The sequence below is a fragment of the Streptomyces sp. NPDC005533 genome (assembly GCF_042871845.1).
GTDB lineage: Bacteria > Actinomycetota > Actinomycetes > Streptomycetales > Streptomycetaceae > Streptomyces.
Window position 1 is genome coordinate 1 of sequence record NZ_JBIAJH010000083.1, and the last position, 11,857, is coordinate 11,857.

Annotated in this window: 11 protein-coding genes; 6 read left to right on the forward strand and 5 right to left on the reverse strand. The window is 65.8% G+C overall.

Translation table 11 applies throughout. The features are described from left to right. Window positions 1-438: 438 nt before the first annotated feature. From ACFYP3_RS35710 to ACFYP3_RS35720, 3 genes are all read right to left on the reverse strand, one after another. Entirely contained in the window at window positions 439-1,677 is a 1,239-nt protein-coding gene (locus tag ACFYP3_RS35710; RefSeq protein WP_388842094.1) for an IS701 family transposase, read from the reverse strand. A 107-nt stretch (window positions 1,678-1,784) separates the two neighbouring features. After that, window positions 1,785-2,255 carry an Asp23/Gls24 family envelope stress response protein gene (locus ACFYP3_RS35715; protein WP_388842074.1) on the reverse strand — a complete coding sequence of 157 codons (471 nt, stop codon included), beginning with the start codon at window positions 2,253-2,255 and terminating at the stop codon, window positions 1,785-1,787. Between the two features lie 350 nt (window positions 2,256-2,605). Then, window positions 2,606-3,043, reverse strand: a complete 438-nt coding sequence (locus ACFYP3_RS35720) for an STAS domain-containing protein (protein WP_388842076.1) — start codon at window positions 3,041-3,043, stop codon at window positions 2,606-2,608. A 354-nt stretch (window positions 3,044-3,397) separates the two neighbouring features. On the opposite strand from ACFYP3_RS35720, the gene ACFYP3_RS35725 reads away from it, so the two are divergent. From ACFYP3_RS35725 to ACFYP3_RS35750, 6 genes are all read left to right on the forward strand, one after another. Then, window positions 3,398-3,982 (forward strand): RNA polymerase sigma factor, encoded by a 585-nt coding sequence (locus ACFYP3_RS35725; protein ID WP_388842078.1) that lies wholly within the window; start codon window positions 3,398-3,400, stop codon window positions 3,980-3,982. A gap of 1,235 nt (window positions 3,983-5,217) precedes the next feature. After that, window positions 5,218-5,763 (forward strand): hypothetical protein, encoded by a 546-nt coding sequence (locus tag ACFYP3_RS35730; protein ID WP_388842080.1) that lies wholly within the window; start codon window positions 5,218-5,220, stop codon window positions 5,761-5,763. 90 nt (window positions 5,764-5,853) lie between these two features. Then, entirely contained in the window at window positions 5,854-6,336 is a 483-nt protein-coding gene (gene ssb, locus ACFYP3_RS35735; protein ID WP_388842082.1) for a single-stranded DNA-binding protein, read from the forward strand. Between the two features lie 71 nt (window positions 6,337-6,407). Further along, entirely contained in the window at window positions 6,408-6,599 is a 192-nt protein-coding gene (locus ACFYP3_RS35740; protein ID WP_388842084.1) for a hypothetical protein, read from the forward strand. Between the two features lie 78 nt (window positions 6,600-6,677). Next, window positions 6,678-7,133: a hypothetical protein gene (locus ACFYP3_RS35745; protein WP_388842086.1), complete on the forward strand. Its 456-nt coding sequence runs from the start codon at window positions 6,678-6,680 to the stop codon at window positions 7,131-7,133. A 69-nt stretch (window positions 7,134-7,202) separates the two neighbouring features. After that, a complete protein-coding gene (locus tag ACFYP3_RS35750) occupies window positions 7,203-8,036 on the forward strand; it encodes a transposase family protein (protein ID WP_388842088.1) in 834 nt (277 codons plus the stop codon). Window positions 8,037-9,048: 1,012 nt separating this feature from the next. On the opposite strand, the gene ACFYP3_RS35755 is transcribed toward ACFYP3_RS35750, so the two are convergent. Together ACFYP3_RS35755 and ACFYP3_RS35760 are read right to left on the reverse strand one after the other, a co-directional pair. Next, window positions 9,049-10,038 (reverse strand): hypothetical protein, encoded by a 990-nt coding sequence (locus ACFYP3_RS35755; protein WP_388842090.1) that lies wholly within the window; start codon window positions 10,036-10,038, stop codon window positions 9,049-9,051. A gap of 162 nt (window positions 10,039-10,200) precedes the next feature. Further along, complete coding sequence (locus tag ACFYP3_RS35760) at window positions 10,201-11,763, reverse strand: aminotransferase class I/II-fold pyridoxal phosphate-dependent enzyme (protein ID WP_388842092.1); 1,563 nt, start codon at window positions 11,761-11,763, stop codon at window positions 10,201-10,203. Between the last annotated feature and the right edge of the window lie 94 nt (window positions 11,764-11,857).

Here is an 11,857-nt window from a genome sequence, read left to right on the forward strand (position 1 = left end):
GGTCGAGTACATCCACCCGCACCACTTCACGACCCGCACCAAGCCCCGCATCAAGATCGCCACCTGGATCGCCGACTCCTACAACACCAGACACAAGCAAACGATCAACCAACAGCGAGCCCGAGCCCACCAGAGAGCCCAAGCCGCATAGATAAGGCATCTACATTTTCAGGGGGATTGGCATCTGTCCCTTTGCGGCCGTAGCGGTGAAGCCTTCGGCCACCGGGAGACTCGGGCATGGGGGCCCAGCTCAACGCATGAGCCCGGCCCTGGATCCGAGAGAAAGCCCTACCCCACGCCTTGTCCAGCGGTATTTCTGCCACCTTTAAGGAAGGCAACATTAATGCTCCAGTGAGACTTTGCGGCCTGGGCTGGTTCGCCTTGGCGCTGGCAGCCTCGGGTGGTTGCCTTGATTGTGTGGTTGCCAGGCGGGCCAGCTCAGCGTGTGGCCTTGGGGGCGGCCAAGCGGACGGGTGTGGGGCCGGGGAGTGGCCAGGCGTCGGCAGATCTCTGTCGCGGTGAGAGCGATGGAGCGGCCGGGCGAGCCGGCGCTGCAGCCTCTTTGGCAACTTTGTCTGCGGCGAGGACCGCTAGGAAGGCGTGGGCGAGCATGGCCAGGGTGATGTGTCGGTACCAGCCCGGATACCGCCGCACCTCGTAATCGTCCAGGCCGCACTCGTTCCTCGCGTCTTGGAAACACTCTACGATCTCCCAGCGCATACCGGCCACACGAGCCAGATCAGCAACAGTGCAGCTGGTAGGTGCGTAGGCGAAGTAGTAGGAAATTTCGGCGGGGTGGATAAGGTTACGGCGGGCTAGGATCCACCGGTGGTGGGCGGACTCATCGCCGTCAGAGGGGGTGATGGCAGGAAGCTTCGCGCTGGCCCAGTCGTAGACGCGAGGTCCTTTCATCCCGTTGCCGCAGGAGATCCGCCGCCAGGCGTCCTCCGGTGCCTGAGCGATGAGTTCATTGATCCTCCACACACCGGCCTGACTTTCGACCTGCTGAGTTTTAGGCACTGCGACGACGTAACCGACCCCGAGTTCCTCGAGTAGGCGGCGAAACTGCCATTCCTGGCCGTAGGCCTCGTCCGCGGTCACCCACTCGGCCGACAGGCCGGCGGCCAGGCAGCGGGTAACGATGGTGCTCGCGAGCTCGTCCTTGGTCGCGAATTCCCGCTCGTCCGGGATCTTCGCAGCTCGGCACCGTTCCCGGTCCGCGGTCCAGGCCTTCGGCAGGTACAACTCGCGGTCCACCAGGGCCCGCCCCCACCGGGTAGCGTACGCGGCGAACACCCCTACCTGACAGTTGCCGATCTTCCCGGGCATTCCCGTGTATTGCCGGCCCACGCCCGCGGACGTGAGGCCCTTCTTGGCGAACGCGGTGTCGTCGATGATCAATACTCCGCCGGGCCCAAGTCGTTCGCCGACGTACTCGCGTACGTCATCACGGAGCGCGTTAGCGTCCCAGCGGGAACCGGCCATCAGATGCTGTATCCCGGCGGGATCCCGATGACCCGCCCATGCAGCCAGCTGTCGGCTGTTCTTCCGCGCGACAGGAGCCAGCAGCCCACGCAGGTACCCTCGCATCCGCCACCGTAGATCCGCCCGTGGAAACCGCCCCGCTACCCGCGCGAACACAGAATCCAGCTCGGCCCCCCACACTTCAGTCGGGATGGCCGCTCGCGTCGCAGGAAGGAGAGAGTCTCGTGCTTGGTTCGGCCCGGATGAACTGCGGTCAAAACCGAGTGCCATGCCGACCCCCTGGCCGGTCACCGCCATGGTCATGCGTGGTCCTCCTCGTCGTGAGGGTCACTCGAGCCGGCTCTCCGCGGCTCGCCCCCCAGAATCAGCAGTCCATCATCGTTGGGCAGCTTGACATCGGTGACGGCAATGTTGACCTCGACCACTTCCAGGCCTGTCACACCCTCGACTGCCGAGATCACCTCCTCCCGGATCGCCAGCGCAACCTCGCCGATGGACACCCCATAGTCGATGACGATCTCCAGCTCAAGCGCAGCCTGCCGCTCACCCACCTCCGCCTTAACACCGCGGGAGACAGCCGACCTCGCCCCGCCAGGAACCCTGTCGCGAACTACGCCGAAGGCCCGGGTCAGACTGCTCCCCAGAGCGTATACACCCTCCACCTCGCGAGCAGCGAGCCCCGCAACCTTCTCCACCACACCGCTAGAAATCGTTGTACGGCCTCGGCCAGCCAGTTCACGGTCCGGCCCCACCGCGATGCCTCCGGTCATTCCAATTCCCTCCAGTTCTTTACAATCTTAGTGCTAGGGGACATCGTTGCCTGAATGTGCGGTCTGTGAGCTGGTAACACGCCTCGGAGTAATGCCTCGCTGGGAGTGGCGACTTCGCTCCACACTATTAGTGAGCTGAGCGGGGAGAGCCCTCGTTGGGGGGCGTCGCCCGTCCCTGAGCCGGATTTTTGGTCCGTGATCGATTCCACGAGGCTAGGGCGCCCCAGCCAGAGCCAGTGGCATTTAGTGGTCGGAGCCAGATCGAGGCCATGTCGTGCCTTCGAACAACCTGCGTGATCCAGTGGCAGAGTCACTCGGCTGCCTCGACTCCGCATCCGCGAGAGCCCGGCCTACTTCTTCACCGTGGTATCAGGCGGGCACTTGCGGTGGCCGGGGCGAGCGATCCTGCCGGTAGGCCGATGATCACTTCCCTGTTTACAGAGGGTGAAGAGGGGGTGCCCGACAAATTCCAACAATCTTCTCTGATGCGGGCGCATACCACTGATCTCCAGTTCGATTTCCAGCCGTCTGCAGTCAACGTAGAGAGACATAAGGAAATTGACTCCAGTCGAGTCCATAAAAGGAACGCTGTGAAGATCTACGTGTACAGCCGACAGTCGAGGGCTAATCAGCTTGCGGACGGCGGTCAGTGCTGGCAGGACCGCGCAGTCTAGGTCGCCCCTAGGGGCAAGAAGCAGTGTGGCGCCTACTAGGCGGGGAAAACAGGAGAAGCTATGGCGGGACACTCCTGCCACGGGCTCAGACTTATCGTTCGCTGACCTCACCATTGGCGACCTCCGACTAGTTCGGGACTGGCCAGTCGCCAGGTTGTCTTTGGGACGTAGCCGCGGAGCAATCCTCACGGCGTTTCTCCAGAGATTCTTTACAGGCCCTTGGGGCGACAGCGTCGTCTTGCTCCGGCTTGATTCGCAAGAACGTGCCTAGCTTTCCCGGCACATGCTGCCCCTGCCTGATTTCCGGCTCTTGGCGGCCGACGGCGTGGGATGACTAACACAACCCACTCCAACGGCATACTGACAGATTGTGCATGGGGCGGGTGCCGCGCTGGGCTCCGCACGGATCTGTAGACGCGCAAGCGGCACCACAGCAACAAATCCGGAATGGACGGGGATGCCCAGCTCATGGATGAGGCGGAGCAGACATCTATGGCCCCGCCGGCCGAGTCCGAACTGCCAGACACTCTGCTCGTAGCCCGGGCGTCTGAAGGCGACGATGCAGCGTTCGAGGTCTTGGTCCGGCGGCACAGCGATGCCATGCTGCGGCTGGCCAGCAGACTGCTGGGCAGCGATGTTGAGGCCGAAGATGCCGTCCAGGAGTCCTTCGTCAGTGCGTGGCGGAGACTGCCAGACTTCCGCGGTGATGCGGCGTTCAGCAGCTGGATGTACCGAATCGTCACTAACCGTTGCCTCGATATGCTCCGGTCTGAGCGTTCCTACCGCCCCTTGGATTCGGTGCCCGAGCCGATGGCACCCGACCACCAGGTCTCGCCTTTGAGGGCGGCCGAGGCATCGGATTCCGTCAAAGCTCTGGCAACGGCGTTGGAGACTCTTACACCGGAGCAGCGCGCCTGCTGGGTGCTGCGGGAGCTGCACGGAATGGGTTACGAGGAGATCGCAGGGGTCGTGGAAATCAGCGAAACGGCTGTCCGGGGAAGAATCTTCCGCGCACGCCGCAGCCTGATGGAGGCAATGCAGGCATGGCAGTAGAGCAAAGACTGGGGTCCTCCGACGGCGACGGCGATCAGATTCTGCACTGTGGAGCCTCCCTCGCTCATCTGTGGGACAACGGAGAGCCTTCATCTGGCCACGAGGACTGCAAGGACTGCAAGGGGGCGTTGGTAGAACTGGCGGACCTGTACTCGTTGGTCGACAGGGCGGTGGCTGAGTCGCCGCACTACGCGGCGGGACTGGCCGAGCGGGTCATGCAAGTGGTCCGCACTGAGTTGCGGCCGGGCCCCCTCCTGCCCCTCGGCAGACTGGAAGAGGACACCTGGATCACGACGTCTGCTGCCACCCAAGTACTGCGTTCAGCGGCAGACCAAGTGGCAGGCGTTTCGGCCGGCAGTTGCACCCTGCAGCCCCTTACTGCGTCTGCTGATGTCAGGCGTCCCGGTAGTCGACTGCCGCGTGGCCCTCTGTATCTACGGATCGAAATCGCTGTAAGCGTGAATGTGGGGCTGCCTCCACTTGCGAACGCAGTGCGGGCTCGGCTGTTTTCCGCTGCCGCACATGAGCTCGGAATCGATCTTCGGCACATCGACGTAGCCGTAGTCGACCTGCTTGACGGGGTCAGCTGAGGTGGAACGCGGACGAGAGGCCCGAAGCATGAACCTGCACCCACAGCGGGTCAAAGTGATGCTCGCAGACGCGGTGCAAACTGTGCCAGGGGTGGCTTATCTAAGCCCTGGCCTACGAGAGCGAGCACGCAGCCTGCTCCGGGGCCCCGGAGACAGGGCAGTCGGGGTACAGATTCTCCGTGATTCGCGGGGAAAGGGCTGGCAGGTAGAGGTGTCGGTCGCGGTTCATGCCGGACACCGTGCGGATGACGTGGCACGAGCCGTGCAAGGGGCCATCGCCGACGTGCTGGCCGGATTGGATCCTGGGGCTACCGCGTGGGTCGCCGTGGTGGTGACCGCAGTGGTCTGAAGCTTTCGGGGAGCACGAACGCCGACGCCGTGCCCCCCGCCTCGAATTGTGGCACTGCCTCCGGTACCACCAGAGTCACGCGGGATGCGGCACTCGAACTGCTCAGTGAGCCTTCGCCAACTTGAAGTCGCTGGTCAAGGGGCTGGTGTGACCGGTGCTCGGGGTGCTCATGCTGGTGGTGGGCGGTAGTTCACGGGCAAGATCATTTGCCGGTGGGTCAGGGGGCGCCCGTGCAGAGGCGCTTCGAGCCGTAGTCTGGAGTCTCTCGGACGTGGTGTGTGAAGGGGCTGTGGTCAGTGGCGCGTACCTGGCTGTCTATCCGGGTGGAATTGGTGTCCGGGCGGGGTGAGGACTATTGGCCCCGCCCCGGCAGGATCTTCGCGGCCTCACGCTCGCACTCGTTCGCCCAGTTCGCGACGGCTGTCGATCTCGCGTTCGCACGCTGGGACCTTGCTCATCTGCACCTGTTCACCTTGTCCGACGGCACCGGGGTCAGTCCGCTGGAGTGGTGGGGTGGCGAGGCCCCGGACGGCACGGTGGACGGCCGTGCGACCAAGCTGAGCAGGCTGCAGGCCGGCGAGCAGTTCGCCTACGTCTTCGACATGGGCGACGACTGGGCTCATCTGTGCACGGTCGCGGAGAAGAAGATCGACCCCGTCGACGAGCTGGGCAGGACACCTGAGCGGCCTGTCCCGTACTGGGGCTGGGGCGATCTTCCGGACCAGTACGGACGGAGGTGGGACGGCGACGACGGCGAATCGCGGATGCCGAAGCGGCCGGCCCGCGGGCTCAGCGATCTGCCGCCGATCCTGCCGTGGTGGGGTGAACACCGCCGCGGGTGATCCCGCTGGAGCCGGTGTCTGTATTTCGCGGGAAGCCGGATGGCCGGGACGGCCGATCGGGTGACAGTGGTATGTGCGAGGCTCTCTGTCATGCGTAACGACCTTCCTCTGACAGTGATCGGGAATCTCGTGGAAGATCCGGAGCTGCGGTTCACCGCTGCCGGTGTGGCGGTGGCCCACTTCACGGTGGCCTCGACTCCCCGGACCTTCGACCGCGACACGAATACGTGGCGGGACGGGGAGCCGACATTCATGGACTGCAGCTGCTGGCGGCAGCTCGCCGAGAACGTGGCCGGGTCCCTGTCGAAGGGCGCCCGGGTAGTGGTCGCGGGACGGCTGCGCACCGACCGGTGGGAGAACCCCGAAGGAGAGAAGCGATCGCGGATGGTGCTGGACGTCGACGACGTGGGGGCATCGATGACCTTCGCGACCGTGGCGATCACCCGTACCACTCGCCCGGTTCCGCCGCGTGAAACCGCTCCAGACGATCCCTGGGCCTCCGCCAGTTCCGTCCGTCCGGCCGTACCCGTCGCCGGTCCGGCTGGCACCCCTGGCGAAGAGCCCCCCTTCTGATGCCGTCCTTCCCCACAACCGTGTCGTCCCCGGCGAACAACGCAGGAGACCTGGAGACAGCCGCGGCAGCCGTGACCGCAGCGCAGCAGGCGCTGCAGACCGCGCGCCGGGGCCTGTCGGCAGCGATCCACGCCGCCCGGGAGGCCGGAGAGACCGTCCAGAACATCGCCGCCCGCACCGGACAGGACCCGGTCACGGTACGCAACATCCTGGCCGTCCCCCCGGCGAAGGCACCGGACAGGCCTTCCGGCCTCCCGAGATGACGCGGGGCCGGTGACGAAGCCGGCAACATCTTCAAGATTCGTGCCCGTGGCGGTCCGGCGGCCCCTACGATCCACCGCATGCTGGATCCCGAGCTGCTGGAACGGATTACCGCGCGACGCGCCGAACTGGACGATCTCGAAGCACAGCTGGTCGAGCAGCTGGCCAAGGTGCGTTCCGAGAGGGACGAACTCGCCATCGCCGAGAGGGTTCTCGAGCGGGTGAGCGAAGAGATCGCCGGCGAGCGTGGGTCAGTCTCGCCGGTGCCCGGCCAGGTGGCCGGGCGGGCCGTGATGCTGGTTCCGCACCGCGAGCCGGAAACCGAGGAGACCATGCTCCCGCCGGATTACCAGCGCATCCTCACCGTCGTGCGCCAGGCCGGCGGCCCGGTCGCTGCCCGGCAGGTAGGCGAGACGCTGGGCGTGGACGTCAGCGTGAAGGCCAAGCTGGAGCCGCTGCGGGGGAAGCTGATCAGGCTGGCCGACCGCGGCTGGCTGCGGAAACAGCCCGACGGCCGGTTCACCACCCGTCTGTGACCTGTCCCAGCCCGGTGCGTCCGGCGGTATAGCCGTAACCACGGCACCCTCGGCGGCCGTTGGAATTGTGTGACGAAAACCAAAGAACACGCCGAGGACACCTGCCCGCTTGTCTACCAGTGCCGCCTGCCGCTGTCCACGCGCACCGTCAACCACCTCGCCGGCCTGCTGCGGCGTCATCTGAAGGCGATACGGTCCCGGTGGCGGGTCCTCCCTCCGGGGAAGATCGCGGTGATCGTCCTGGCCGTGCTGCGTCACGACCAGCGCCTGGCAGACATGGCCGGCGGGAACGGTGTCTCCGAGTCCACCGTCCGCCGCTGGCGCGACGAGCTGATCGGACTGCTCGCCGCCCAGGCGCCGCGTCTGGACCGTGCCCTGCGGAAGGTCACGAAGCAGGGTGGGGAGGTGGTCCTGATCGACGGGACCCTCATCCCCACCCGGCGTCGCACCGGCAAGGCCGACCGGCGCAACTACTCCGGCAAACACCGGCGTCACGGCCTGCACTTTCTCGCCCTGACCGACGAACGCGGCCGTCTGATCTGGGTATCCGCAGCGAGGCCGGGCCGCACCCACGACAACACCGCCGCCCGCCACGACCACATCCTGACCCACCTGCGCGCCGCCGGCCTCGGAGCCCTGGCGGACCTCGGTTTCCGCGGCCTGGACAACGACATCCTCGACCCCGTAGTCGTCACCGGCTACGCCGCCAGCCGGACCCACAAGCTCACCCCAGGAGAGAAGGAGGCGAACCGTGTCCTCGCCGTCGGACGCGCACCAGTCGAACACGGATTCGCGCACCTCAGGAACTGGCGGATCCTCACCAAGCTCCGTACCGACCCCACCCGCGCCACCCGCCTCCTACGCGCCCTGCTCGTCCTGACGAACCTCGAAGTCAACCGCTGACAAATGATCTTCACCGAAGGCTTCCGCCCACGACCAGCACGAGCACACCGAACGCCAGACACACCAGCCCTTTGACCAGCGACTTCAAGTTGGCGAAGGCTCAGTCAGCCCAGAGGACCCAGCCGCTTGCAGGCATGGACTCGGTCGCGACGGCCGTCACGAAGGCCGCGATTCGGCTGTCGCCGTAGCTCTGGACGCCCGGACCACGGGACCACACACCCTTCAGAAGGGACATGCACTGCGCACAGTCCCACGACCGCGCCGTCTCACACTTCTGCCTGTGCTGGGACGTGCCCGCCCGAAGCTGCGGCGGCCGAGCCCTTCGCCCGGGCCTTCGCGAACTCCCGGATGATCTGTTGCTGGCACTGTCGCTTTCGCGAAACCAGAAGTTCGTGGCGCGGACCGCTGTCACCAACGGGCCCAGCTGGGTCGGGGCTGCCAGCGGTGTGGGCCTGCTCCCGGCGCAGCACTCGTACAAGATCTGCCTCTAGCCGGCCACTCCGCTCCGCGGAAGTTCCGTCCCCCAGGGTCTTAAGGCCGGGGCATCCTGAGGCATACCACGTGACGAGGCCATACACGTGGGCCCGGAACGGGAACCGCCCGCCCCTGGAGGGATAGAGGCGGGCGGTCCGATGCCTCCGGGCATCGCGGGGCGGTAGACCTCCCCAGGTCCAACCCTCTTCGAGGAGGAGCCCGATCATGGCTCCTACCAAACCCGGCAGACCATCACATCTTGACACTAGGACGCCGGCGTCGTCTGCGTGACGAGCGTCTCATCCGCCCTCCAGATGCCGACGTACCGCAGCCCGGTACAGCGTGAGGAAACAGCTCGTTGGGCCGTGGATTGCAGATGGTCTGGCATTGGCCAGCCCCAGTACCCGCAACGTCGTGGCCCTGATACTGGACGAGCGGGGCACCTGCCAGGGAGCCCCTGGCTGGTATGTCTGTAGCACTCCTCACTCGCGCGGTGCAGGTGCCCTTCGCTTCTGCCGTCGACGCTGTCGGGCTGCCCTCAGCGCACAGCCCAGAGGGCGGCTGCCTCGATCTGATGCAGGACGAGGCCGGTCTCCTCAGCCAGCTGGTTCATACCGAGCGTGCCTTGGTGTCGGAGGTGGGCCCTGTTGATCTTCGCGGCCCACAGCTCCTCATTCACGAAGGGCCGCTGCCGGAATTGCTCCTGAAGCTTGGCGAGGTGGCCGGTGTCACAGACGATGATCAAACGCCGGCCATCGTACCTGGGATCGACAGGGTCGGCCCAAGACGAGTCGCGGACGCGGCTACACAGGCCATCGCCGAGAGGGATGACCCGTCGGCACAGGTCACAGACGGTGGGCAGGATAGGTGCCTCGCCTGCTGGACTTCCGCCCACCAGCTCAATAAGGACAAGGAGCATCAGCACGACGACCGTGACCGCCGTGTGCCATGTCTTCAGCATGGGCCATGACGGCTGCCACCATGCGGCGGCGGCAACTGTGAAGAGTACGGACGTCCAGGCCAGGGACGCTCCCATTGTCGGTGCCGTCGGAGCGCTTCGGGCTATGAGAACCAGGAACCAGGACAACGCCGCCACGATCATCACCTGTGGGAACGTGCCTCCGTGTAGCCCTCCATGTGCTGTTGGTCCTGTGGTTGCGGCAGCCACGGCCCCTAACCCCGTCATCGCGAGCGTCCCCATGGATACCGCCCGCAGCAACCGATCGGGAGACGACCAGCCCACGACAAGCATTACGGTGATCACCGGCGCGAAGAGAATCACCGCCGAAACAATGGGCACGAGCTCGGCGACGGTTGGTAGCGGGGAGGGGCACCCTGCTGAACACGACATCGCCGCTACGCCCATCCCCGACACGGCTGTCGTCACCATGCAGCCGGCCATCAGCGCCGTCCACCGCCTCCCGCTGCGCAGGCCGCCGATGAACATCGCCAGCCCGCTCGCCCCCAGCCCCGCCGCCAGAGTCCACAGCAGCGCCTGGCACAGCGCCCCTGACGGCTCGTCGGCCATCCCTGGATGGCGCAGGTAGAGAGAGGCACCCTCTGCGGAGGGGAGGAGCCCCAGGCCGGACGCTGTCACGGACATAGCCCCACAAGCGGCCAGGGAATGCTTCAGACCTGTGGACATCCGAGGCACAGCAAAGCCCGGTCTCCGCATAGCAGCCGGTCCCCTTCAGCCCTGGTCGCAGGACTGTGACTGGTCGCGGTTGTACACGCGGCGGCCGTGGAGAGTGTAAATTTCGCTGCCCTCGGCACGCAGGTGTGCGATCTCCTGCCGACGCTCTGCGTTGAGGGGTTCGCCGGGTACGGCAATGGGGATGCCAGGCGGGTAGGCAATGATGAAGTGGTCGGATGTGTCCTCGGGAAGCCCGGGTGCCGCCTGCTGGCTTTTTTGGATGGTGCGCAGCGCCTCAAGGAGGCGGTGCACCGCCGTTTCGTCGACGCCGATGTGGATGTGGAGGAGGACGGCCTCGCCGCATTCACGGGCGATGTAGAGGCCGTGTTCCTCGAAGAGTTTTCGGCGCAGCTCCGAGGCCGAGATTCCGAGGTTCTTCACGCTGACCATGATCCGGACCGGGTCGTCGTCCACCAGCAGGCGGTCTAGCAGCTCGCGGTCGGAGCCCAGGATCTCGTAGGACGACAGCTCGGGGTCTGTTTCGATCTCCGTCCGGATGGCCTGGGCGAAGTCGATCGAGCGCTGGACGAGCTGTTCGCCTTCGGTGAGCGCCTGCGCCCGGGCAAGGTCGAGGCTGGCCAGGATCGGCCAGCTCGGAGACGTGGTGTGCTGCTGGAACAGCTCCTGCTCTACCCGCTCTTGCAACGCGGGGGTTCCGATTAGGTGCAAGTAGGAGCCCTGACGCAGTGCCGAGAGCGACTTGTGTGCGGAATGGGTGACGGCAATCTGCATATGGCCGGCCGCCTGGGAGCGGCGTAGGCCATGGAAAGCCTCCAGAGCGGTCAGGGGGCGCAGTGCGGGGTGGAAGTTATGGGCGGCCCCCCAGGCTTCGTCGATCACCACGCGGACATCGGAACCGATCTTGGCTATCGCGCCGAGGACGGCAGGAAGGTTGTAGCGGATCCCGTCGTAGGAAACAGCGGAGAGGACCACCGTGCGGTAGGGGCGGCCTTCCTGGTGACTCTGGGCGTACATCTGCAGCAGGCGGGGGAGGTCAGCGAACTCGCGGGGACAGTGTTCGCAGCAGCCTCGGACCGGGGCATAGTCGACGTCCACGCCGAGCGTGGGCAGCGTGAAGTGGACCGACTGGTGGCAGCTGCGGTCGGCCAGGACCCTGTCGCCAGGGCTGGCCAGTGCGCCGAGCGCGACGCGATTGGCAGTGCTCGTGCCGCCGGAGAGGAGGTAGGTGTGGTCGGCACGAAACGCCTGCGCCGCGAGCCGCTGGGCTTGCAGGAGCGGACCTCGGGGTCTGAAGTAGGAGTCCAGCATGGCACCGCTGTAGGAGACGTCGCAGGCCAGGTGCGCGGCGCCGAAGAGGGCGGTATAGCGCTCGCGAACCGACGAGTTGCCCAGGGAGTCGCCGTGGGAGAGGGGCAAGGCGTGGAAGGAGGTCACGTCTTTGTGCGCGAGCGTGAGAAGGGCGTCGGCCAGAGGCGTGCGGTGCCAGCCAGTCTCCCCGGGCTGGGAGAAGTGGCTCTGCGCCTGGGGCAGTGCGGGAAGGGGAGCGCAGGCAGACACACGTAGGTGATCAGAAGTCGGTGACACGGTGAGATGCTCCATTACTGAGGATTTCGGGTTGTCGTCGGGTAGTGACGGTTCATGATCCCTGCGGTATGCCGTTGGTATGCGTTATCCGGAGGGTGGGGGCCTGACC